29 protein-coding genes are annotated in these 23,118 nt (G+C 43.1%); 11 read left to right on the top strand and 18 right to left on the bottom strand.

The window, feature by feature from the left end; translation table 11 throughout:
• Nucleotides 1-131: 131 nt before the first annotated feature.
• Both PX482_RS04080 and dnaB read right to left on the bottom strand, forming a co-directional pair.
• On the bottom strand, nucleotides 132-1,709 hold the full coding sequence (locus PX482_RS04080; RefSeq protein WP_288024910.1) for a glycosyltransferase family 39 protein: 1,578 nt from the start codon (nucleotides 1,707-1,709) through the stop codon (nucleotides 132-134).
• A gap of 1 nt (nucleotide 1,710) precedes the next feature.
• A complete protein-coding gene (dnaB, locus tag PX482_RS04075; RefSeq protein WP_002757010.1) occupies nucleotides 1,711-3,468 on the bottom strand; it encodes a replicative DNA helicase in 1,758 nt (585 codons plus the stop codon).
• 211 nt (nucleotides 3,469-3,679) lie between these two features.
• Between dnaB and cobM the strand changes: the two genes are divergently transcribed.
• Together cobM and PX482_RS04065 are read left to right on the top strand one after the other, a co-directional pair.
• Nucleotides 3,680-4,468, top strand: coding sequence for a precorrin-4 C(11)-methyltransferase (cobM, locus tag PX482_RS04070; RefSeq protein ID WP_002757009.1), 789 nt, complete (start codon nucleotides 3,680-3,682; stop codon nucleotides 4,466-4,468).
• Between the two features lie 495 nt (nucleotides 4,469-4,963).
• On the top strand, nucleotides 4,964-5,113 hold the full coding sequence (locus PX482_RS04065; protein WP_196219780.1) for a hypothetical protein: 150 nt from the start codon (nucleotides 4,964-4,966) through the stop codon (nucleotides 5,111-5,113).
• Here PX482_RS04065 and PX482_RS04060 read toward each other — a convergent pair.
• The 6 genes from PX482_RS04060 to PX482_RS04035 form a co-directional block, all read right to left on the bottom strand.
• Complete coding sequence (locus tag PX482_RS04060) at nucleotides 5,068-5,535, bottom strand: TspO/MBR family protein (RefSeq protein WP_002757008.1); 468 nt, start codon at nucleotides 5,533-5,535, stop codon at nucleotides 5,068-5,070. The two genes, PX482_RS04065 and PX482_RS04060, sit on opposite strands and share 46 nt — an antisense overlap.
• Before the next feature lie 9 nt (nucleotides 5,536-5,544).
• Entirely contained in the window at nucleotides 5,545-5,886 is a 342-nt protein-coding gene (locus tag PX482_RS04055) for a translation initiation factor (protein WP_002757007.1), read from the bottom strand.
• Nucleotides 5,887-6,001: 115 nt separating this feature from the next.
• Nucleotides 6,002-7,516 (bottom strand): cryptochrome/photolyase family protein, encoded by a 1,515-nt coding sequence (locus tag PX482_RS04050; RefSeq protein WP_002757006.1) that lies wholly within the window; start codon nucleotides 7,514-7,516, stop codon nucleotides 6,002-6,004.
• A 2-nt stretch (nucleotides 7,517-7,518) separates the two neighbouring features.
• Complete coding sequence (locus PX482_RS04045) at nucleotides 7,519-7,677, bottom strand: hypothetical protein (protein WP_002750171.1); 159 nt, start codon at nucleotides 7,675-7,677, stop codon at nucleotides 7,519-7,521.
• Between the two features lie 18 nt (nucleotides 7,678-7,695).
• On the bottom strand, nucleotides 7,696-7,878 hold the full coding sequence (locus tag PX482_RS04040) for a hypothetical protein (protein WP_071824956.1): 183 nt from the start codon (nucleotides 7,876-7,878) through the stop codon (nucleotides 7,696-7,698).
• On the bottom strand, nucleotides 7,830-8,963 hold the full coding sequence (locus tag PX482_RS04035) for a HetZ-related protein 2 (RefSeq protein ID WP_002757004.1): 1,134 nt from the start codon (nucleotides 8,961-8,963) through the stop codon (nucleotides 7,830-7,832). The genes PX482_RS04040 and PX482_RS04035 overlap by 49 nt, the downstream gene beginning before the upstream one ends.
• A gap of 89 nt (nucleotides 8,964-9,052) precedes the next feature.
• Between PX482_RS04035 and PX482_RS27615 the strand changes: the two genes are divergently transcribed.
• A complete protein-coding gene (locus PX482_RS27615; RefSeq protein ID WP_110980728.1) occupies nucleotides 9,053-9,097 on the top strand; it encodes a helix-turn-helix domain-containing protein in 45 nt (14 codons plus the stop codon).
• A 155-nt stretch (nucleotides 9,098-9,252) separates the two neighbouring features.
• Here the strand turns inward: PX482_RS27615 and PX482_RS28030 are convergent, their stop codons facing one another.
• From PX482_RS28030 to PX482_RS04025, 3 genes are all read right to left on the bottom strand, one after another.
• The gene (locus tag PX482_RS28030; RefSeq protein WP_502846643.1) at nucleotides 9,253-9,420 is read right to left on the bottom strand and encodes a hypothetical protein; all 168 of its coding nucleotides are present in this window, start codon (nucleotides 9,418-9,420) and stop codon (nucleotides 9,253-9,255) included.
• A gap of 472 nt (nucleotides 9,421-9,892) precedes the next feature.
• Nucleotides 9,893-11,002 carry an iron-containing alcohol dehydrogenase family protein gene (locus PX482_RS04030; RefSeq protein WP_002756999.1) on the bottom strand — a complete coding sequence of 370 codons (1,110 nt, stop codon included), beginning with the start codon at nucleotides 11,000-11,002 and terminating at the stop codon, nucleotides 9,893-9,895.
• A 20-nt stretch (nucleotides 11,003-11,022) separates the two neighbouring features.
• Nucleotides 11,023-11,580 carry a Ycf51 family protein gene (locus PX482_RS04025; RefSeq protein WP_002756998.1) on the bottom strand — a complete coding sequence of 186 codons (558 nt, stop codon included), beginning with the start codon at nucleotides 11,578-11,580 and terminating at the stop codon, nucleotides 11,023-11,025.
• Here PX482_RS04025 and PX482_RS04020 point away from each other — a divergent pair.
• The 5 genes from PX482_RS04020 (at nucleotide 11,557) to queC (ending at nucleotide 13,900) form a co-directional block, all read left to right on the top strand.
• A complete protein-coding gene (locus tag PX482_RS04020) occupies nucleotides 11,557-12,174 on the top strand; it encodes a 7-carboxy-7-deazaguanine synthase QueE (protein ID WP_043998817.1) in 618 nt (205 codons plus the stop codon). The genes PX482_RS04025 and PX482_RS04020 overlap by 24 nt on opposite strands.
• A gap of 177 nt (nucleotides 12,175-12,351) precedes the next feature.
• Nucleotides 12,352-12,507, top strand: a complete 156-nt coding sequence (locus tag PX482_RS04015) for a hypothetical protein (protein WP_288024902.1) — start codon at nucleotides 12,352-12,354, stop codon at nucleotides 12,505-12,507.
• A gap of 24 nt (nucleotides 12,508-12,531) precedes the next feature.
• Nucleotides 12,532-12,849, top strand: coding sequence for a hypothetical protein (locus tag PX482_RS04010; protein ID WP_002799114.1), 318 nt, complete (start codon nucleotides 12,532-12,534; stop codon nucleotides 12,847-12,849).
• Nucleotides 12,846-13,208 (top strand): hypothetical protein, encoded by a 363-nt coding sequence (locus PX482_RS04005; protein WP_002756992.1) that lies wholly within the window; start codon nucleotides 12,846-12,848, stop codon nucleotides 13,206-13,208. The genes PX482_RS04010 and PX482_RS04005 overlap by 4 nt, the downstream gene beginning before the upstream one ends.
• Entirely contained in the window at nucleotides 13,208-13,900 is a 693-nt protein-coding gene (queC, locus tag PX482_RS04000) for a 7-cyano-7-deazaguanine synthase QueC (protein WP_002756991.1), read from the top strand. Before PX482_RS04005 ends, queC begins: the two co-directional genes overlap by 1 nt.
• A 26-nt stretch (nucleotides 13,901-13,926) precedes the next feature.
• Here the strand turns inward: queC and PX482_RS03995 are convergent, their stop codons facing one another.
• On the bottom strand, nucleotides 13,927-14,499 hold the full coding sequence (locus PX482_RS03995; RefSeq protein ID WP_002756990.1) for a manganese efflux pump MntP: 573 nt from the start codon (nucleotides 14,497-14,499) through the stop codon (nucleotides 13,927-13,929).
• Nucleotides 14,500-14,807: 308 nt separating this feature from the next.
• The gene (locus PX482_RS03990) at nucleotides 14,808-14,978 is read right to left on the bottom strand and encodes a hypothetical protein (protein WP_002756989.1); all 171 of its coding nucleotides are present in this window, start codon (nucleotides 14,976-14,978) and stop codon (nucleotides 14,808-14,810) included.
• Between the two features lie 206 nt (nucleotides 14,979-15,184).
• On the opposite strand from PX482_RS03990, the gene PX482_RS03985 reads away from it, so the two are divergent.
• Nucleotides 15,185-16,138 (top strand): branched-chain amino acid ABC transporter permease, encoded by a 954-nt coding sequence (locus PX482_RS03985; RefSeq protein ID WP_002756988.1) that lies wholly within the window; start codon nucleotides 15,185-15,187, stop codon nucleotides 16,136-16,138.
• A gap of 91 nt (nucleotides 16,139-16,229) precedes the next feature.
• Nucleotides 16,230-17,141: a hypothetical protein gene (locus PX482_RS03980; RefSeq protein ID WP_002756987.1), complete on the top strand. Its 912-nt coding sequence runs from the start codon at nucleotides 16,230-16,232 to the stop codon at nucleotides 17,139-17,141.
• A gap of 577 nt (nucleotides 17,142-17,718) precedes the next feature.
• Here PX482_RS03980 and PX482_RS03975 read toward each other — a convergent pair.
• The 5 genes from PX482_RS03975 to PX482_RS03955 all read right to left on the bottom strand — a co-directional run bounded on the left by PX482_RS03975 (nucleotide 17,719) and on the right by PX482_RS03955 (nucleotide 19,844).
• The gene (locus PX482_RS03975; RefSeq protein WP_002756986.1) at nucleotides 17,719-18,414 is read right to left on the bottom strand and encodes a hypothetical protein; all 696 of its coding nucleotides are present in this window, start codon (nucleotides 18,412-18,414) and stop codon (nucleotides 17,719-17,721) included.
• A 269-nt stretch (nucleotides 18,415-18,683) separates the two neighbouring features.
• Nucleotides 18,684-18,911 (bottom strand): hypothetical protein, encoded by a 228-nt coding sequence (locus PX482_RS03970; RefSeq protein ID WP_002756985.1) that lies wholly within the window; start codon nucleotides 18,909-18,911, stop codon nucleotides 18,684-18,686.
• 22 nt (nucleotides 18,912-18,933) lie between these two features.
• A complete protein-coding gene (locus tag PX482_RS03965; protein ID WP_002756984.1) occupies nucleotides 18,934-19,194 on the bottom strand; it encodes a DUF4926 domain-containing protein in 261 nt (86 codons plus the stop codon).
• Between the two features lie 6 nt (nucleotides 19,195-19,200).
• Nucleotides 19,201-19,530, bottom strand: a complete 330-nt coding sequence (locus tag PX482_RS03960) for a DUF6883 domain-containing protein (protein ID WP_002756983.1) — start codon at nucleotides 19,528-19,530, stop codon at nucleotides 19,201-19,203.
• 29 nt (nucleotides 19,531-19,559) lie between these two features.
• On the bottom strand, nucleotides 19,560-19,844 hold the full coding sequence (locus tag PX482_RS03955; protein ID WP_002756982.1) for a helix-turn-helix domain-containing protein: 285 nt from the start codon (nucleotides 19,842-19,844) through the stop codon (nucleotides 19,560-19,562).
• 634 nt (nucleotides 19,845-20,478) lie between these two features.
• Between PX482_RS03955 and PX482_RS03950 the strand changes: the two genes are divergently transcribed.
• Complete coding sequence (locus PX482_RS03950) at nucleotides 20,479-22,866, top strand: ATP-dependent Clp protease ATP-binding subunit (RefSeq protein ID WP_288122084.1); 2,388 nt, start codon at nucleotides 20,479-20,481, stop codon at nucleotides 22,864-22,866.
• Nucleotides 22,867-23,118 lie beyond the last annotated feature (252 nt).

The raw sequence follows: 23,118 nt of genomic DNA, 5'->3' as shown, positions 1-23,118 counted from the left end.
TAAGTAGGTAGGCACAATTATTTGTAGGATGGGTTAGCGGTAGCGTAACCCATGCGGGCGTTGGGTTTCATGCTTCAACCCAACCTACGTTCATTTTATATTTAATTCCACCCACCTACTTATATATTTACCTATTTCTTCCCTCGCCACAATTGACCTTGAGGATAGAAATCATCAAGACGAATATCGAATTGATCTAGGGTCAGTAATAACCGATTGGAAGGACGAAAAAGAAATAAGTTGGCCTGGGGAATTTCTAGGACTTCTTTTAACTTATCGGTATCGGGGTTAGTGGTAGTCAGGAAGTATTGTACATCAGCATTAAGACGATAATTAAGGGAAAGCAAATCACCTAAGTTAGTCCAGTCATTACCTTCGTCGCTGATAACAATGGCCTTAGGTACAGCATTAATTTTTCTGGCAACTTCGCCATTCCAATAACTAGGAACTTTTGCCCAACTGGTTTCGGAAAGAGCATTATTGAAGTTCGATATTATACTAGCAGTTAACAAAAAAGTCAAGATAATTTTACCTAAAATTTTGCCTTGATTAAGCAATTGTGACAAGAAAAAAGCTACAGTTATATAGATAGTGGGAAAAGTCGCAATTAGATAACGGGTGACAGTCGATCTAGTGGTGGTCAAAATTAGATCGGGAATGACTAAAGCTAGGAAAGGTACTAGGGTTGAGGTAATCAGAAAAGTAAAAGCTATGGGGTGATTGTAGCGATAAACTCGATAAAAAGCATAGATAATTAAGATTAAAAAAATCAGTCTATATATATAGGTGAAGATGTTATTAAAACCAAAATCGCTATCGCTAAATGGACAAGTAAAAGTTAAGAGCCATAATTTACCGAACAATCCCCAATCGAGATAGTTAACGGCAGCCCAACTGGTGGAATTAAAGGCCCTTTGAGAGTTAGTTAAAAAAACCTGTAACCAGGGTATATATAAAATTATCATTGTTAACCCAGATAACAGGAAAAATATCAAGTTATTTTTTCGCTCTGGTTTCATAACAAGATACCAAAGTATAAAGGCTGCTTGAGCAAATAAGTTGAGAATAAAAAAGAGATGAGTGTAGAGTCCGAGAGTATTAGCGACGGTGTATAAAGACCAATTAACAAGAGTTCTTTTTTTGAGGCATTTTAACAGCAGTAATTGACTGATTATCGTTAACAAAACCAAAAGACTATACTGACGGGACATTTGAGCAAATATTATATCAATTGGAGAGAGTGCTAATAAAATTACTGCTAAAATTGCCGTTAACTTTGCTGCAAATAATTCTAAGGATAGATAGTAAATAAATGGCAGGGAGAGAAGACTAAAAACAATCGCTAAACTGCGGGAAGAAACGGGAGAAAAACCGAATATTTTTTCCCAATAGCGAGAGATAATAAAGTATAAAGGTGGGTGCTGAGGGTCTTCTTTAGCGAGAGATTTTATTGTGTCAAAAACATTACTTTCTGGTTTCAGTTGTTGAAATTTTCCTAATTCTGTGGTAGATAAAAGACGGTTTTGAAAGATAGTATCAGCGATTTCCTTTGCTTGATAACCAGTGGTTCTAATGGTGGTGTAGGATTCATCATGCCAATAGATTTTTTGATCGATATTTGCAAAACGAAAAACCACACCGAGAGTTAGGATAATTGCCAAAAGTATTAAGAGCCAATTGGGAGTTTTATAATTAATAGTTGCTTGCATTTTAATAATTAGAGCGACTTTGTTTAAGATTAAGAAACTTGGTAAATTCTGGTTGAAAAAGTAGCTTAATTGTGCCGGTGGGACCGTTACGGTGTTTAGTAATAATTACTTCGGCCACACCTCGATCGGGACTATCGGGGTTATAATATTCATCTCGGTATAACATCATAATTAAATCCGCATCCTGTTCGATACTATTATGGACGATGATATTATTGGCAATAAAATTATGCAATTTATCTACTGTTAAATCATACACTTCTGTCTCTCCATCCGCTTGAATTGCCATAACTTCATCCCAATTAAACCTTAGGTCTGAATTACTCAGAGAGCGAGGTAAAGCGATATAATTACCGATATTTAATTCATCTAATCTTTGCCAACCGTGGACAGTCAAAAATTTATGATTGGCTGTAGCTCTAATCGTGCGACCTAAACGAGTTGTTAATCGAAAAACTGGCTTAAATCCTGTGGAAAAGACCTTAGTTACCAGTGCTTTTTCTAATTTCATTGTTTCCTCATTAAGAGCAAAAACCGTAAAATTAGAGCAATTAACTAACTGACAAATTGGCACTTTAGCACGAGGAGCGGCTAACTCAACTAAACTATCACCCGCTAAACATCCCGACTCGCGTAAATCGGACATCATCGGTCTTTTATTATTGCGAGATTCCACAGCACGACTTAACTGAGAAAGAGCAATTACCGGAGCATGAATTTCTCTCGCTAAACCCTTAAGACTGCGGGTAATTTTAGAAAGTTCCTGAACACGATTATCACCTCCCCCTTCCATTAATTGCAGATAATCGATTAAAACTAATCCCATTTGCCCCTTTTTTTCTGCCTGTAAACGCCGCACTTGGGAACGCATTTGAATTACACTTAAATTGGCACTATCATCGATATATATGGGCAAATTTAATAACTTTTCTAGTCCCCCAAGAACCTTCTCTAAATCATTTTGTCCCAAACGGCCCGAGCGAATCCGATTACTTTCGATTTTAGCCTCATTCGATAACAAACGTTGGGCTAATTGTTCCTTGGACATCTCCAAACTAAAGACAGCCACGGGTAAATTCTGTTGAGCGATATTATAGGCAATATTAAGAGCAAAAGAAGTTTTTCCCATGGAAGGCCTACCCGCGATAATAACTAAATCCGAGGGTTGTAAACCACTGGTCATCGCATCGAGATCATAAAATTGAGTTTCGATACCGGGTAGAGTGGTGGTCTCCTGCATTTTCTCAATTTCGTTAAAAGTTTCGATTAAAGTATCCCCCAGAAAAATTAAACCCTCCTGGGGTCGTTTTTGGGTGAGACGAAAAATCTTTTGTTCCGATTCATCGAAAACATTTTCTAATTCTAGCGTCGTATCCCTGGCTAACTCAATAATTTCTCCCCCGGTGGAAATTAACTGACGACGCATATATTTATCCATCACTAATTCAGCATAGCGATCGATGTTAGCAGCCGAGACAGTGCGCTCAATTAATTGTAACAATCGCGGCATTCCCCCGATTTCCTCCAGCAGAAAATTATCCTGTAACCAGCTGCTAACCGTCATTAAATCCGTCGGTTTTCCCTTCCCTTGTAAAGCAAGCGCCGCACGATAAATATCTTGATGGGTTTTCACATAGAAAGCTTCTGGAATTAAAAAATCACTGATTCTACCTAACGCTTTTGGATCTAGCAAAATGCCACCTAAGATAGATTCTTCCGCTTCAATATTTTGGGGGGGGAGGGACTGATCGCTAATCATTGTCAATGCTGACCGTGCTTTATCATTAATATTGTATAGTCAGTTTCACCGTAATTAAATACAAATGTTCAGGTTAATGATCGGGGTTGGGTTTTGGGGTTTTAGGGTTTTGGAGTTTTAGTTGAAATTTCCCCACTTCCCCACTTCCCCACTTCCCCACACCCCACACCCCACACCCCACACCCCACTTCCCTTGTAAACAGGATTTAGTATGACTTTAATTGACTCCTCGGCGCTCTCCCCGGCCGTCTATTTTATTGGTGCGGGCCCCGGAGATCCGGAATTATTGACGGTAAAAGCCTATAAAATTCTCCAAAAAGCCGATGTTATCCTCTTTGCTGATTCCCTCGTCCCTAAACAGATTCTTGAGGATACTCGTCAAGATGCCGAGTTAATTCCCACCAGTAGCATCACCCTAGAGGAAATTATCCCTTTAATGATCGATCGCGTGCGTCGGGGTTTAGCGGTGGTGCGACTGCAATCGGGGGATTTAAGTCTCTATAGTGCCATCCAAGAACAAATTCATCTTTTGACAGCAGCAGATATCCCCTTTCAGCTAATCCCCGGAATTAGTGCCTTTCAAGGATTAGCGGCCAAATTGGCCCTAGAATTAACGATTCCGGAATTAGTCCAGACAATTATTCTAACCCGGGTGGAAGGAAAAGCCTCTCATATACCAGAAAGTGAAGAATTAGCCTCTTTAGCCGCTCATAAAGCCAGTTTATGCCTATATTTAGCCGCTCGTCACGTTGACAAAGCCCAGGAAAAACTCCTACAATACTACCAGCCAGAGCAACAAGTGGCCGTTTGTTTCCGTCTCGGTTGGCCCGACGAAAAAATCTGGGTTGTCCCCCTGTCAGAGATGGCCCAATTAACCCATCGGGAAAATTTAACTAGAACTACCCTTTATCTAATTAGTCCCGCTTTAAACCAGATTACAGGAACTCGATCGCAACTTTATCACCCGCAACACTCCCATCTTTTCCGTCCTCATCCTTAGGTATTTTCTGGGAAGTCTATCGAAAGAAACACTAGGTTTCTACCTAAAGTTAGAGTTAAAGAGCGGCGATTTTGTTTAGGATTATTTCAGGAGGTAGGACAATTTTAAAAGCTTTTAAAATTAGTCTAACAATCCATGCACAACTGCCCTATGTGTTCGGGAATTACCCTTCGTCACCTTGTGGTTGGTCGTGCCTACTGGTATTGTCCTCACTGTCGTCAGGAGGTTCCTAACTTCCTTGATTGCTCCATTCCTCGCAGGGTAGAGCGAGTTAGAGCGGAAAAAACAGTCTAGATTTTAAAGTTGGTAGATGGCAATAAGATCTGTGGGATGGGTTAATTTTTAACCCATCCCACTTTACCTGTCTAGGGTTCGCTGAATAAATCTAAAAACCTTGTTGGATAATATCTTTAGACTTTTTTGAAATCAAAAAGTACCTGCGATGGGAGTGATCGGGGGGAAAATTCCGGGACTTTTTCCCTGAAAATTAGGTAATTGACCGCCTCAAAATCGGTAAAACCCTACACCCTACACCCTACACCCTACACCCCACACCCCACACCCTGCCCCCACCAACAAACTTTTTCAGCAGACTCTATCTATACATCCCGAGGATTGAGATGGATCATTTCCCAAGTCACATAGGTACCGATCGGACTCCAAATCAGGTAGGGTAGGAGTAGGATGCCCGCCCAAGAAGAAACAGGGAAAACCAAGAGCGCCAGAAGACAACCCAAGAAAAAACCCGTACCTCCGATAATCGTTCCCGCTTTGAGACTGCGTAGTTTACAGGTGACGGGAGTATAGGCAGTAATAGTCAATTCCACCAACAGATAAAAAGCCATCAAAAACCAGCGATTAGCCGGTTGAGCTTCCCAGACTAAATAAGCAGAAATTGCCCCACAAATATAGATAATTGTCCAGATAAGAGGGATTAATCTTTCAAAGGTTAACCAATCGGGACGACGCAATCGCGCAAACCAACGTACATCGCGAGAATTGAGTAATCCCCCAGCTAACGCTACCAAAAATCCGACGACACCGATAAGCAACCAAGAGGGAATCATGATTTTAAGCTATCCTCCGCTAATTTTGGCTTTGTAACCCGATTCAATGAGAATTTGGAGAATTTTTTGGCGATGATCTCCTTGGATCTCAATGGTATTTTCTTTCACTGTACCACCCGTTCCGCAAGCAGTTTTTAACTGTTTTAATAATTTCGTCAGAGTTTCGGTTTGGCATTGAAAACCTGTAACCATGGTAACGGTTTTTCCCGCACGACCGGAGCGGGAGGTTTGAACTCGCAAATTCTGCTGATTTGGGGGTAATTCAGGAATGGAACGCTCAAAAGCTTGAGAATTGCTTTTATCTCCAAATTCCTGATAGGCAATCCGGTTTTTTTCTTTTGATTTACTCATATAGCAATTATCATAGTGGGTTTGGGGGTTGGGGGTTTTTCAGTGAGCAGTAAACAGTAAACAGTAAACAGTAATCAGTGAACTGAAAACTGGCATCTGATAACTGATAACTGATTCAAAGCTGACGACTGATAGCTCTTAATTGGTTGGACTGGCAGCGCATTTGATTAAGTTCAGCTGCCGACATTCGATCGAGATGACCTAAAATCATATTAACTCGACCTTGGGATTTTAATTTTTCTCGATGTCGTGCCAAAAAATCCCAGTAAAGAAAGTTAAAAGGACAGGCAAACTCCCCGACTCGTTCATTTTTTTTATACAGACAACCCCGACAATAATCACTCATTTTATCAATATAGTTGGCCGAGGCGGCGTAGGGTTTGGAGGCGAGAATTCCCCCATCGGCAAATTGTCCCATTCCCAACACATTAGTCTGCATTACCCAATCGTAGGCATCGATAAAAACACTATGAAACCAGTTTTCAATCTCTTGGGGAGAGCAACCAAAAATTAAGGCAAAATTGCTCAAAATCATTAATCTTTGAATATGATGGGCATAACCAGTATTTTCCACCTGTGATAATACTTGTTTGAGGCAATTCATCTCGGTTTGGTTACTATCCCAAAAGAAAGCCGGTAAGGGTTGTTGATGCTCAAACCAATTGAGATTAGCGTAATCTTCTCCCAGATAATGATAAATTCCCTGCATATATTCCCGCCATCCCAACACCTGACGGATAAATCCTTCGATGCTATTTAGGGCTAAATTATCTTTTTTATAGGCAATTTCTGCCCCCTGAATCACTTCCAACGGCGTTAGTAATCCTAGATTAAGATAGGGAGATAATAGGGAATGCCAGAGGGTTTCTTCTCCCGTTATCATCGCATCTTGGTAGGGTCCAAAGTTGGGCAGACAATTAGTAATAAAATGCTCCAAAACCTGTAAAGCTTGTCTGCGGGTTACTGCCCAGCGAAAAGGTTTGATTTTTCCATATTTAGGAATATCTAAAGCTTCCACATCAGCGATAACCTGAAGGGTAATTTCATCGGGTTCAAACCAAAGAGGAGCAGCAGTTTTTAATCCATCCTTGGGCGGTTTGCGGTTTTGTTTATCAAAGTTCCATTGTCCTCCTATGGGTTGATTATTCTCCATTAAAATCTGCCATTTTTTGCGACTTTCTCGATAGAAATCCTCTAGTAATAGTCTTTTACGAGATTTAGCCCAATTATTAAAATCTGTCCTTGTCCAGAGAAAGTGATTATTATCAATTAGGGTTATAGCACAGTCTAAATTGAGATTTTTAATTAATCTAAGAAAGGGCAAATCATTAGGCATCATGATCTGTAATTCTTCAATGCCTAATCGTTTAATCCAAGCAGATAAAATTGGTTCAAAATCTTCTGCAATTTCGTAGGTAACAGACCATCCTAAAGTTTTTAATTCTTCGGCAAAATGACGCATCGCCGACCAGATTAAAACTAATTTTTGCTGATGATAGGGTCTTTGTCGAATATGATTGTGGGATTCAATTAAAATAACCGGCGTTTCCTGTGAATAGGCTTGACGATTAGCTAAGGCCGCTTGTCCTGTCCATAATTGATCCCCTAAAATCCAAATACCAATGGTCATAATTATTTCATTGCCTCGACTATTCCCCCGTATTTTTTAGCCATAATATCCGCCATTTCCCGAGCAGAAAATTTACTGGCTTTGTCGATGCTGGGGGTAAATGTACCCGTAGAGGTTAAATAATGGGTAAATACCCCGACTTTTTTGCTAATAATCCACATATTTCTTGAAGTCAAAAATCAAAAAGGGGATGGGAAGTGGGGTGTGGGGTGTGGGGTGTGGGGTGTGGGGAGTTTTCTCAGTGAACTGATAACTGATAACTGATAACTGATAACTGATAACTGATAACTGATAACTGATAACTGATAACTGATTAGGTTTTTGTCCTGAGACTTTGGGCGCTTAGATAAAGTTGCGTCCATTCTTTGACCACTTGTGTGCGTTTACAGTTTAATTCGCCAGCGATTTCCTCAAGGGTTTTACCCGCTTTTAAGCCATCGATAACGCTTTTACCCGTGGGAGAAAGGGCAGCATAGAAACTTTGCCATTGACTGAGAGTTAAGCCAAAATTATGCTCTTTCGGGCTGATTTGTAACCATTCACTGATTAATTCTGTCCCTTCCTTGAGGGCAAAAACCTTAATCGCATGATAGCCAACTTTTTCCCGGAGACGATAAATCCGTTGGACGGGAATATTCATCGCCAAGGCGATCGCATCTTGGCTTTCGCCCCCTAGATAGAGGTTAAACCAAGTCACCGCCTCCGGACTAACATTTTCCTCTAGATACTTAGCAAAACTCTCTTGAACTTTTACCCGGAGAATTTGCGCTTCTTGGCAAGTGCGTTCATCTTCGTAGGTAGCGATCGCATTTTGATCCAGTAAACTTAAGCTATTTTCCCCCTCATCGCCACTAATTTCATCGGAGAGAATCCGGATCATTTCTTGCCGCGGCACATTAGTGATACCGCTTCTCGATTGACGACGGAGATAATTAACAAAACGATAGGCTAACAGGGGTTGATTGCGGATCGGACGCAGAGCGTATTCCTCTAGGGTGGCTAACAGCAGCTGATCGCGAGTAGCTTGATCGGTGGTACAACGAGCGATCCATGCTAACTGGGATTGCAGATAGCGATCGCTATTTAACATCTCTTGAATAATTTCTTGCAAGACATCGGCCACCGCTTGCCGACGATCGCGACTTAAGGAAACCCAAGTGCGAATTTTTTGCCGGAGAGTGACACAAGCGCCGAGACGATCGATCAGGTTACGATAGCCGCGGGTGGGACTAACTTTGAGATAGCGTTGCCGTAAAATTTGCCAAAGATAGACTAATCCCCGTTTAGCGATTTCTAAATCTCTCTCATCTAAATTTTCCCAACGTTGGCTATCTTCACCGAGTAACCAATTGATAATGGTATCCCGTTGGCGATCGGTTAAGGAATCCTCTGTTTGAGAGAGGCGATCTTGCCATTGTTGCCTTAACTCGTCGATTATTGTCGTCATCGAAAAATTGAGTTCCAAACCCCGTCTTTTGAGGACGGCTTTAGTTTGAATATTAGCGCATTTACACGATATATGCTAGAACCTGAGCCATGGAGAAAGCCTATCGCTACCGATTTTACCCAACACCCGACTAGAACGAACTAATCAATTAAGTCTTTTGCCGGATAAGGATTTAGGGCGATCTCGAAGAGTTCCGCTTTGCGGTGCGCATCCCTTCCTAGGGTGTGTTCCCTGAAAACATGACAATTTCAAGGTTAACCAATATTTGGGAACGCACCACCCCTACCATTTATAATTGGGGAACATTCTCCTGTTCATAATTTTCTATTAATATTCCCAACATTTCCATTAAAGAAGCAAGAGGATGATTTTCATTTTCCCCTATTTCATCTATCAAATCATCTAACATAATTACTAATTGTTCATATTCTGATTCGTTGCGAGGGATAAAGAGTATTTGCTTTAAGTTTGTCCAGGCTTGCCGTGTTTTTTATATATCTATCGTCGGCATTTTTTTACTCCTTCCATTTGTTTTTGTCCTATTCAGCATGAGCCTGTAGGGTGCGTTCCCTCAAACCATTGTGGCTTTAACATTAATTTGTATTTGGGAACGCACCACCCCCAACGCTTACTCCCTATTGGGTTTCACTATCATTCAACCCAACCCACAATTGCAGGGTGATTATTCTTTTAATTGTCAGCATCAGGATTTTCAGGTTTGGGGGACTTTCAGGATGGTTTAGTTGAGCGCTGTGATTGATTTGCTGCTCAAAACCTAGGGCTATAGGTGAGAATTTTATCGAAAAAAATCGGGTCTAAAACCTCGCCTTTTAAGGCGAAAAGTTTTGGGAGCGGGGCATAAATCCCCGTTACAAAAACGGCCTCCTGCCCCCTGCCTCCGTTAATAATCAGTCCCGAAAATATTCCCGTTAATTAGCTTTAACTTTCTGCCCGATTGTATCGGCAGTGGTAGTGGAAACCATGGCCGCCATAACTTGTTCCGGGGAAACCGTAAAAGGCAGACGATGAATGTCCGAATTAGGCTGACAGGCAATTGCGGCCGCGTGGCGCAACTGGGCCAGGGAAACATCTCTTAATCCTAAATCCTCTAGGGATTTCGGTAAACCAATTTGTTCATAAAACTGGATTAGTTGCCCCCGGGCCGATACTGCCAATTGATTACCCAAAACTATTTCCTCTAGACGCAATTGGGCGAGAATGCCGTAGGCGACTTTTTCCCCGTGCAGGGCATGATGGCAAGCGGGAATATGGGTTAAACCATTATGAATTGCATGGGCGGCCACGGTACGACAATTAGCGCCCCCTAAACCACCAATTACTCCGGCTAATAAAACGGTGGCATCTACCACCTGTTTCCAGTCCTCCCCGCCGATATTTTCCAGAGCCTGCGGGGATTTTTGGAAAAGAATGTCCCGCAAAACCCGGGCCTGTTGGACGGCAGCAATAATCAGGGTTTCTGTGCAATGACCGCTACTGACGGAAGCTTCGTACCATTTAGCGATCGCATCGCCAATACCGGCGATTAAGGTTCTTTTCGGGGCAGTTTGGATAATACCGTAATCGAGAATTAATAAATCCGGACAACGGGCTAGGGACAGATCGTAAAGAAACGCCCCCGCATCGGAATAAACGTTAGATAGGGCCGTCCAAGCGGCACAAGTGGCCGCGGAGGTGGGAATCGTGGCGATCGGCAAATGGCACTGATGGGCGAGTAATTTGGCCGTATCGAGGGCCTTGCCGCCACCCACACCGATGATAAAATCTGCCTCATGACTCTTGACAGATGCCTTTAAATATGCTAAGGAATTTTCCGAACAATCGGGGGCGTAACTGTGATAGCTAGGAGTGAGATTTTTCAGGGGAGATGACAAAAAAGCTAAATTGCGATCGCCGCCCACCACGAGGGGACGTTTACCCAAATCCGCTAATTTGCCGGTGGATTCTTCTAGGGCATTGTCACCCCGAATCACTTGTGCGGGGGCGATTAACAGGGGCAAAACAGCGACAGCATTGGACATTTTTTGACAACCTCTCAGGATTATTGGCTAAGTTTAGCGAAACTTTCGGGAAAAAGCTGTAGTTCAGGAGTATTATCCCCCAGGGCGGAGAAGGATTTTTTAATCTGTCCTAAGTACAAAGGAGCAGATAAACCGGGCTGAGGGTGAACCAGAGTGCGAGCGCTAATGATAAATTGATTATTACCGCCAGCACCGGCGCGACCAGAGGAAAACAGGTCACTAGCGGCTTGTTTTAGGGTTGCTTCCACCTGCTCGGCAGTAACAGTATTGGGCAGGGAGATAACAGCTTGATTAGCTCCGTTATCATAGACAAGGGAGAATCTCACCGCTCCCGGAATTTCGGTACGGGTAAACAGTCCCAACCCAAGACCGAAAATCCCCACCGTCAACACAGCCATAAAGCTAGTGACACCGACGAGACGAAAGCGGATTCCCCAACCGACGAGAAAAGCGATAATCGTGAGTACCAAAAAAACCAGCGTGGCAATACCAGACCATTGGATGTATTTGGCAAAGTTCAGGGGAATGTCCATATTTTCTATAATAATGATTCTATGAAAACGGTTAGCATAAACCATTGTACCTATCCTGTTGTCGAAACTTTCCATTCTGTGCAGGGCGAGGGCTTTTGGACGGGAAGCAATGCTTTTTTCCTCCGTTTGGGAGGTTGCGATGTCTATTGCCCTTGGTGCGACCAAAAAGAGTCTTGGAATGCCCACCGTTATCCACAACAATCGCTGCGGGAATTGGTTGAGATGGCAAAAGGGGCTAACCCCGCTATGGTGGTCATTACCGGGGGTGAACCTTTAATGCACAATCTTGATCCTTTGACCAAGGAATTAAAAAATCAGGGTTTACGGGTGCATTTAGAAACTTCTGGCGCTCATCCTTTTACTGGGGTTTTCGATTGGGTGACTTTTTCTCCTAAAACTTATAAAATGCCCGATCCTAGTATTTATGCACGGGTAAATGAGTTAAAAATTGTCGTGGCTCATCCAGAGGATTTAGACTGGGCATCTATGCAGGAAAGTAAGTTATCGGAAGGGGTGATTAAATATCTACAACCCGAATGGAATACAGTGGAAAGCAAAGAGTTAGTCTTTAATTATGTTCTCCGACATCCCCAATGGCGTCTCAGTCTCCAAACCCATAAGTTTTTAGGAGTCCGCTAGTCAGTTATCAGTTATCAGTTATCAGTTATCAGTTATCAGTTATCAGGAGTCAGGAGTCAGTTATCAGGAGTCAGGAGTCAGGAGTCAGGAGTCAGGAGTCAGGAGTCAGGAGTCAGGAGTCAGGAGTCAGTTATCAGGAGTCAGTTATCAGGAGTCAGTTATCAGGAGTCAGTCTCGATGAAAAAATTTTCACCCCCAGAGATGAAAGAGGTTTCCTTCCCTACACCCCACACCCCACACCCCACACCCTACACCCTACACCCTACACCCTCTTTCAAGTCAGGAGATTACTTTTTATTTATTCTCCCCACTCCCCATCTCCCCAATCCCTAATTTACTAACAAGAGGTTAAATACTATGTCTAACAACAATTCTGAACGAGTAGTGCGTCGTGGTCGAGTTTTTCCAGAGATGCAATCTACCGAGGAAGAAAAGGCCAAACATCGCGCCCGACAATTAGAATTTTATCATCGTTGTTGGCCGATTTTTCAGAGTTTACAGCCCCGGTTAATGAAACATTATTATGGTTGGTACATTGCGATCGAACCCGATAGCGGCGATTATTTTATCGATCCCGATCAAGAAGTGGCCAGTAAAAAAGCAAGGGCAAAATATCCCGACAAAATTCATCATATCTTTGGCATTAATGAAACTGGAGTTAGTGGCAGAATATGATTGAAGGGAGATTTGGAACCAAAGGACAAATTTATTTTGATATCGATTTAGTTGGCGATGATGGATTGATTCTCCCCACAGAAGTCATGCTGGATACGGGTTTTACCGAGTTTTTAGCCATAAATAGTCAAGATGCTGACAGTCTTGATTGGCGTTTTTTGCGACAAAATAAATTGATAACCGCTCAAGGAGAAGCATTTTTTGATATATATTTAGGCAGAGTAAGAATTGATGGTCAGGAATACGAAATTCCCGTTTTTGCAGGGGAGGCAATTCAGGAGATTTTGTTAGGTTCGCGGTGGCTAAAACAATTTATCTTAGTAGCTAATTATCAACAAACACAGGTGACATTAGGATAATGACAAAAAAGGCGATCATTTTACTTTCCGGGGGATTAGATTCAGCGACAACAGCAGCGATCGCTCTAGCTGCTGGTTATCAATTAATTGCCCTTTCCTTTCGTTATGGACAAAGACACGAACGTGAATTAGCAGCGGCGAAAAAAATTGCTAATTTCCTCGAAATTAAAGAACATCATCTGATCGAAGTCAATCTATCTTTGTGGGGAGGTTCCGCTTTAACCGATCAATCTATTGCTATTCCCCAAGAGGGAATTAACCCAGATATTATCCCGATTACCTATGTGCCGGGGAGAAATACAGTTTTTATTTCGATCGCTCTTTCTTTAGCGGAAGCAAGGGAAGCGGAGGCGATATATTTAGGAATTAATGCGGTGGATTATTCTGGTTATCCCGATTGTCGTCCCGAGTATTTAGAGGCCTTTCAAACTTTAGCTAATTTATCATCGAAAGCGGGTTTAGAAGGGAAAGCACCCCAATTAATTGCCCCTTTGGTGATGGATAGTAAGGTAGATATCGTCCGTCGTGCTGTTAGTTTGGGGGTTCCCATTGCTGATACTTGGTCTTGTTATCAAGGAGAAGTTGAACCCTGCGGTTTATGCGATTCCTGTCGCATCAGAGATCAGGCTTTAATTGAGGCTGGTTATCCCGAATTAGCCACTCCCCTGTTGAAAAACAGCCGGGGAAAATAGGGAGGATAGTGAAAAATGGAGATAATCTAGGCGATTAAATGTTCAATGAGGATTTTACTGCCGATTAATATTAAAACTAAACCGCCGAGAATTTCCACCTTTTGACTAAATAAATTACCGAATTTATGCCCGATAAAAACAGCTATAAAACATAAAGCAAAGGTAATAGAACCGATGACAGTGCAAGCTAAAAGTAAGGGAGTTTTAATCATCGATAGACCCAAACCAACTACTAAAGCATCGATGCTAGTAGCGATCGCTAATCCGATTAAAGTATAGGAATCTAGAGGATTAAATTTTTTTTCCTCGTCATCATTTTGAACAGCTTCGTAGATCATTTTACTGCCGATCGCCCCTAAAATAATAAAAGCGATCCAGTGGTCAAAAGAAGCAAGAAAATCGCGACAAGTTAGACCAATACCCCAACCGATAATCGGCATAATCGCTTGAAATCCGCCAAAAAACAAAGCAATTTTCAAAGCCTTATTAACATGAATATGACGAATCATCAGGCCACTGGTCAGAGAAACGGCCACGGCATCGGCGGCTAATCCCACAGCAATAAAGGAAGTGGTTAAAAGTTCGAGTGAAGTAAACATCTATAGTTGTTTATCCTTTAATTTCCCCTTATCTTAACTAATTTTTACCCAGAGAACTTTCATATTTCTCTCATGATCCTCTCATTTATCTATCATTTCTCTAACCTAAGTAGGTAGGCGTTAAAAGTTGTCAGATGCCCCCCTTATCAAGGGGGGATTAAAGGGGGGACTAAGGGGGGATCGGCACCCCCCTTATCAAGGGGGGCAGGGGGGATCGAACCTAAAATCCATTTTTAATTTAATTATAACCAGCTACTTAATTAGTGAGAGGATCGAATTGAAAACGTTTAAAACCACATTACTGGTTTCTAACCGATCGCCTGCACCTGATGGATCGCTTCTGGGGTAAAACCGATAATATCCTCAGCTTCTAGGACTTTTTCAGCCGCTACTGCGATTTTATGTGGAAATTCAGCCGTAGGAGTCCGAGTAACCAATCCTGCTGTTTCATAAATTCCCCCGAATTTTTTCCAGGACAAAGTTGAGGAAGATACCTTTTCCCATCATCGATCATCCCGTCTGCTTTTAAGGTGGCGAACGCTACCATATAGGAAAAGTGTCACATAAAAAATTATGATAATTTCGAGAATTACCAGAGAATCAGAGGGGAGAAAACGGTGATAAAATTAGCTAATTGACTCCAGTAACTTAAGCCCCCAATACCCAATAACCGCTCACTGAAAATATGGCTGATTTTTTTAACACCTATGGTTTTTTAATTGTTTCAATGATATTTGGGTCTATCTTAGGCATTTCAGTTTATCTGCCCTTAATGGCTGGTCAATTATCCTTAGCAACCCCCGGTTTTTACGCTTTAGGCGGTTATGTGTCCGCCATTCTTTCCACGAAAGTTTTTACTAATACCGGCAGCAATTATCCCCTTAATTTGGTCTTTTTAGAAATGTTAATTGCTGGCATTATTTCAGGAATATTAGCCATAGTTTTAGGTATTCCTGTTCTCCGTTTGCGAGGGATTTATTTAGCCATTGCCACGATCGCCTGGGTAGAAATTTTGAGAATTATTGCCCTTAATCTCGAGATAACTGGCGGTGCGGTCGGTATTTTCGCCATTCCCCAACCCTTCACTACTCAATTAGCCTACCTTTGGCTGGCCTTGCCCCTCTTATTCCTAACTATGCTGTTTCTCTATCGGTTAGAAAACATCAAAATTGGTCGGGCATTTAATGCCATTCGTGCCGATGAATTGGCAGCTGCGTCCATGGGAATTAATCCCACCTATCACAAGGTTTTATCCTTCACTTTCGGGGCAGTTTTAGCGGCAGTTGTGGGAGCGGTAAGCGCCCATTTTCTCAATACTTGGAATTCCCGTCAGGGAACTTTTGATGCCAGTATTATTTTCCTGGCTTTCGTTTTAATTGGTGGTTCAAGAACTTTTGTCGGGCCGGTGGTGGGAGGCATTGTTTTAACTGCTTTGCCCGAAGTTTTACGCGCCCTCGGTGGCGTGAATGGTTTACCAATTTGGTTAGGGAATTTCTTGCGCGATGGTCGTTTGATTATTTTTGGAATTTTAATCGTTTTGGGAACGATTTTTTATCCCCAAGGCTTAATTACACCTGAATTAATCAAAAAACTAATTCCTTTTAAAAGACGTTCCTCTCTTAGTCAATTTGATTCCTAGTCATGGATCAATGTTGTCGCTTGGATTCCTTTTTAATTAATGATATAATAGGATAGTTTATCCCCTTTTATATTCTCAGTCATCTCCGAGAATGACCCGCCAAATTCACGACCAATTTGCCAAGGAATATTTAGAGGAACTGTTAGCGCCTCTAGGAACCATAAAAAAGAGTAAGAAAGTGAAAAGTGAGGTTCAAGAAATAGATGTCTGGTTTGAACCGGCCAGTTCACCATCAAGGACCGAACTCCCTTTAGGTTTACTCGGAAAAATGGCGGCGACTTCCTGTTTGTTTGAACCTTTCCGTAACCCGCCCTCAGAAATAGAGATTCGCAGTTGTATATCAAAGTTATATACTGTTCATAATGACCTGTTAAGAAAGGCGAAACGGGCAAACAAAACTCTGACGGTCGCAGAATTGCCAGTTTTATGGATTCTCACCCCCACCTTTTCAGCTAGAATGATTCAAGGATTCAGGGCTGACAGCGATGAGAGGAATTGGTTAAAAGGGGTTTACTTTTTAGCTGACTTCCTCAAAGTGGCAATCGTTGCCATCCACCAGTTACCAGTGAGTGAAGACACTTTATGGTTGAGGGTTTTAGGAAAAGGAGAAACACAAAAAAGAGCCGTAGAAGAGTTAGTTCAATTGCCAGAAGATAACTCTTTTAAAGAAAATTTGTTAGAAATTCTAGCCAACTGGCGTAAGAATTTGGAATTGAGAGATAATTTAAGTAGCGAGGAACAGGAGGACATCATGAACCTATCACCAGCCTATCTAAAACAGCGAGAAGATTGGAAAATAGAAGGAAAACAGGAAGGCACTTTAGAGGGACAACTCTCGCTGATAGCTAGTCTTCTGGAAGGGCGGTTTGGAACCCTAGATTCGGAATTGTCTGGTCTAGTTGCACAGATTGCCCAACTTCCCATCTCAGAACGCACCGGGTTACTTCTTTCTTTAGTGAATTTATCCCGCTCTGAACTGTTAGAAAGATTGAGAAAAGATTAAAGTTTTAGTCCGCTCAAGCCATGAATTTTCATGCCAAAATCCTGATGGTAGTTTGTCTGCTGAGTTACTGTCATGGTCAAATCTAGCATTCCCTCAGACGCTCTAGCCCTGGGTTGGATTGAGCTATCATTATTGAGCAGGTATTACCAATCGGCTCAAAAGGCGAAACCCAACCAAGATTGTGAAAATATTCCTGGAAGTTGTTGGGTTTCCTTGCGTCAACCCAACCTACGAGTTTTACTAATTACAGTGATCAGATTTTAGTTTTCAGGTAATTGATTACTGTTTACTGTTCACAGCAAAAAACTCCCCATCTCCCCACTCCTGTCTCCTAACCCACCCTGCTGATACGGATATCCCCCTTCTGGCTAATGTAAAGATAAGGCCGTAGGTTGGGTTGAGCTATTATTATTGAGCAGGTATTACCAATCGGCTCAAAAGGCGAAACCCAACCAAGATTGTGAAAATATTCCGGGAAGTTGTTGGGTTTCCTTGCGTCAACCTAACCTACGAGTTTTACTCTAAACTTGGTCTGACTGAATAAAGGGGTGGCAATGGTCGTATTTTTAGAAGCAATTTAGCCAACTTTTGTGGTTTCTTTTCCGGTGGATTTAGAGGACTTCAGTTTACGCTTGAGGGTTGAGGCTGCGCCTAGAGTACCGAGGGCGATCAGTCCGAAGGTAGAGGAAGATTCAGGTATCGTCGTGACTGTCGTGTCAACTGTAACTCTCTCAATAACAAAACCATTTTGACCTGGGTTTTGACTATGAACAAAAGATAAAGAAGTGAAGGGTGAGGCACTTGTTACAGTCAAGATACCTTTGCCATTGTCCACTCCAGTTACTTGAGTGATTGTACTCCCATCAAACACAGTGTTCTGTAGGTTTACATAGCTTAATGCAGGCAAACCAGAGGAGATACTAAAGCTACCAATTGTCTCAACAGGAAGAGGACCATTTCCACTAAGAGCATCAAATTGAAATTCTGCTAAAGTAACTGACTGAGAAAATGTTAGCGTATAAACGCCTGATGCCGTTTGTGACTGGGAAATCCAAAGGCCTGCAAATTCACCAGAAGGTATGCTTGAAAGCACTCCTCCAGACGATGCTGATGCTGAGAGTGTAAATCCTGGCTGTAACCAGGAGAATGATCCGTTCCCTAGAGTGGTATCGTTAAATGAAATTAAAGCTGCTTGTACAGGTTTAGAAGCTAAGGCACCAGAAACTACCGTAAGACCTAAGCTCAATATCAATGCTCGATTAAGTCTGTTCATTTTTACCTTTATCCTTTAAGGAGTTTGCTGCTTGCGTAGGTCGGGTTAAGCAATAGTCTTACCCAACCCTAAAATAGTATTAAAAGCAACGATACACACTCCCCCCCCCATAACAGTATCCTACGCTACATTTTACTAAATCTTTAGATTTTGCTCCCTGGCAGCGATTCACCTGGGACAATAGGGACATCCCCTCCTTCCGTCAGGAAACGCCTCCTCAACGCTCAGATGAGTTTGGAGTTACAGCACAACCCGAATAACGACCAATATCAACTGACGGGACTCAAATGCCCCAATTCGACGCTCACCGCATCAAAGCGATTGTCCCCAGGGCGATAGGAGAGAATTTCCAAGCCAATCGGCTCGCCACTGGTGGAATCCTTAATTAAAATCACCCCATCCCCCAGTTCAGTACAAATCTGCTCCTTTCTGGGGGATTGCCAGAAGACAGTGAGTAATTCCGTTTCCGGTTCATAGAAAACTTTTACTTGAGCCATAGCGTTTTCCGTTAAGCAGAATTCACGCCACCTCCAGTTCATAATGCAAGACCAGAAGCTCATCGCCTGGCAGAATAGCCACCGCATATTCCCGCCCCTGACTGTCAGAAAATTCCACTAAATATTGATAGCGCGAACCTTTTTCATACACCTCAACCACTGTTCCCACCTGTCCGCTTGGCAAGCTGGGGACAGCCTCATAATCTGGCTCAACTAAAGTCAATCGCTCCCGAGGGACGGAGTTGAGGATGGCAACCGTATCTAAAAGTTTGATGTCTTTCATGGTACTTCACTTGATAAAGGCAGAAATTAGACGAGGGTTGGGATTAATTAAGCTGATTTCCCAGATAGTTCGCAGTTGTGTTCCTTCCCGTTTTGGTATCGTCCAATCCACTTTAAACTGCTGGCCGAATTCCGTGACCGCTTGTTGCACAACTTCCCCCTCCAGGGCAGCCTGTGAGATGAGCGATCGCAAAACCTCAGCGTTCTCGGCAGTTATTCCCAGACGAGAGCGAAAGACTCTGGCTTTATTTTTTCCTCTGGAATGTTCTGGATTTAAGCAATAGCCAATCAGTTTTTCCATCGAGATTTCTGCCAGTTCCCCGTTGGGTAATTTCATCTGCGGCACTCCGAACTTTCTGACTTCCCTCAGAGCAACTCGATTCGCAATTGGCGGCCCACCACAGAAGCCGCCCGTTGGATAGTATCGAGAGAAACGCCCGTCTTTTCCGGGTCGAGGAGGCGGTCAAGTTGCGCTCGACTGGTCTGCATCCGCGCCGCCATCTCCGTTTTGGTCAGAGAGAGCCGTTTCATCTCCTCAGCCAACTGCCGCGCCAGTAACCGTTTGAGTGCCACCGCACTACAGTCCTCCTCAAGACCTTCTTCTTTGAGAAAATCATCGAAATCGGAGCCAGTATGGCGGTTAGCGGTCATATTTTTCCTGTTCCTTCTTGCGCTAGTAGGGGCGAACGGCCGTTCGCCCCTACTAGATTTCCCGTTTTGGGGTTTTTGGGACTTCGCCGATGTTGCCGTGCGGCAGAATCATCTCCCCTCGGCTGATGTAAAAGATGACCCGCGTGATGCGTCTGCCCGTAGGGGCAATTCATGAATTGCCCCTACTCCGCACCTCCCATAAGTCTTGATAACCGGAAAGTGAACGGCACAGGGGCAGCCGATGGGAAAGCTAAACTCTACGTCCTTGATATCGCTGCCAATAATCCGGCAATCTTCACGGCTGAGAGTTTTCCACCAATCTTTGACTGGCTCCGACCCACCTTCGGCTCGAAAAAACTTGGCTGGCAGCCTTTTCAATCCTTACCTTCTCAGTTATCGTACCTTATATGGTACATCAATAATTATCATTTTTGCATTAGTTTTGTAGAGCGACAGTTGCACAGGGGGTCAAGTTATAACTCCCAGTAGCCTTAATTTTTGTTAAGGATTTTAAGCATCGCCCAAGCTCACCACTGACTAACCCACCCTACTGATACGGATATCACCCTTCCGGCTAATGTAAAGAAAACGTTACAGTAACAGGTAAAGCCCAGTAGCCAGGAAGCCGTCGATCATGTTTGAATACTTTAACCAGAAAGCTATCAAAGCGGTGATGTTCGCCCAAGAAGAAGCCCGTCGTACCGGTCACAGTGTCGTGGGTACGGAGCATTTGCTCTTAGGATTGATAGGAGAAGCCACCGCCACCGCAGCCTTAATTCTCAAGGATTTAAAAGTTACCCTGCACGAAAGTCGCCGCCTGATTGAAGGAATGACCGGCCGCGGCACCGGTTACAGTCCCGTTAATATCCCTTTTACCCCGAAAGCGAAAAAGATGTTCGAGCAAGCATTTCAGGAAGCTCGACAATTAGGGGAACAGGCGATCGCACCTGAACATCTATTACTCGCTATCACCAGCGATCCCGAATCCCTAGCCGCTAAAATTTTAATTATGCAGGGTGTTGATTTGATCAAACTTCGCGGCCTTTTAATTAAAAATGCCGGGGAAAAAGTCGCTAGTGGTCGCTTCACGGCAAAGAGTGACTATGAAGACCAGAAAAATGCTCCCCAAGGCGGGATTTTAGCCCAATATGGTCGCAATTTAAACCAAGAGGTCAAAAATGGCAAAATTGACCCTTTAATCGGTAGAGAGCCAGAAATCGAGCGAGTTGTCCAAATTTTAGGCCGTCGCAGCAAGAATAACCCGATTTTACTGGGTGAGCCGGGGGTGGGCAAAACAGCGATCGCTGAAGGGTTAGCACAACGCATCCATAATGGCGATATTCCCGAACTTTTGCAGGATAAACAGGTAATTGCCCTCGATATGGGGTCTTTACTGGCGGGAACCCGTTTTCGCGGCGATTTTGAGGAACGTTTAAAGGGTGTTGTGGAGGAAGTTCGCAAATCGGGCAATATTATCCTGTTTATCGATGAAATTCACACTCTTGTCGGTGCTGGTAGCATGGGAGGAGCCATGGATGCTTCTAACTTGCTTAAACCTGCTTTAGCTCGCGGGGAGTTACAGTGTTTAGGGGCAACAACTCTCGATGAGTATAAACGGCATATTGAGCGAGATGCGGCTCTAGAAAGACGTTTTCAGCCAGTTATGGTGGGAGAACCAACTAAAGAGCAGGCGATCGAGATTTTACGGGGTTTAAAAGCCACCTACGAGGATTTCCATCAGGTAAAATACGATCAAAAAGCGATCGAAGCTGCCGTTAATCTATCCTCTCGCTATATCAATGATCGCTTTTTACCGGACAAAGCGATCGATCTTCTCGATGAAGCGGGATCCCGCACCCATCTACGCTATTCCCTGCAAAGTACAAGTCCTGCGGAGGTTAGGGAAGAATCACCCCTAATCAACCCCGAATCTTTAATTCCGGTGGTGGATGCGGAGGAAATCGCCCAAATTGTCGCCGCTTGGACAGGTATTCCCGTTACCCAATTAACTGAAACTGAGTCAGAATCGCTCTTAAATCTGGAATGTCAACTGCACGAGCGGATTATTGGCCAACAGGAGGCAGTGAATGCCGTTTCTCGTGCTATTCGTCGAGCGCGAGTAAATTTAAAGAATCCTAATCGTCCGATTGCCTCGTTTATTTTTGCCGGTCCCACGGGAGTCGGTAAAACTGAATTAACGAAAGCCTTAGCTAAGTTGCTCTTTGGCTCGGAATCCAGTATGATTCGCCTAGATATGTCGGAATTTATGGAATCCCACACGGTTTCTAAGTTAATTGGTGCGCCTCCCGGATACATCGGTTACAATGAAGGCGGTCAGTTAACGGAAGCAGTGCGTCGTCAACCCTATAAAGTAGTTTTGTTTGACGAAATCGAGAAAGCACATCCCGATGTTTTTAATCTTCTCCTGCAACTGTTAGAAGATGGTCATTTGACCGATTCCCAAGGTCGTCGGGTGGACTTTAAGAATACCCTAATTATCATGACCTCGAATATTGGCTCAAAAGTCATCGAAAAAGGCGGTAATAGCTTAGGATTCGAGATGGCTGACGATTTTGCTCAATCGCGTTACCAACAGATTTCTAATCGGGTGACAGAGGAGTTAAAACAATATTTCCGTCCCGAATTTCTCAACCGTCTCGATGAAATCATTGTTTTCCGACAGTTAACTCGCGAAGAAGTTACCCAGATTGCCGATATTCTTATCGCAGATCTAGCCAAACAATTGACAGAAAAAGGTATTTCTGTGGAAGTTACCGCCGCTTTTAAGGATTTGGTCATCAATGAGGGTTATGATCCTAGCTACGGTGCGCGGCCTTTACGTCGTGCTTTAACTCGACGCTTAGAGGATAGTTTAGCCGAGGCGATGTTATCGGGAAAAGTCAATTCTGGAGACCATGCGCTATTAGATGTAACTGCTGAAACCGTGGTGACAGTCTCTAGTCATCAGCGCTCTGAGCAAAGCGATATTCTCTCGCAATTACAGTTACAACCAGTGGGTTAATCCGCTCAAAAATTGCTTTTTTTCGGGGTTGAACATTTTTCAACCCCGATTTTTATCATCTAGGAAAAATAACTTCTAGGGGAGCGGGAATCATCTCGCTACGAAAGTCAAGAATCTGAACTAGGATTAAATAGGGTCTGCTGAAAAAGTTTTTCCTAGAAGCAGGGTGTAGGGTGTAGGGTGTGGGGTGTGGGGTTTTACCGATTTTGAGGGGGTCAATTACCTAATTTTCAGGGAAAAAGTAGCTGAATT

Origin of the sequence: Microcystis sp. M53602_WE12 (assembly GCF_030065455.1) — a bacterium.
Lineage (GTDB): Bacteria > Cyanobacteriota > Cyanobacteriia > Cyanobacteriales > Microcystaceae > Microcystis > Microcystis aeruginosa.
Note: the sequence above shows the minus strand (reverse complement) of the source record. Positions and strands in the feature narration are given on the sequence as shown.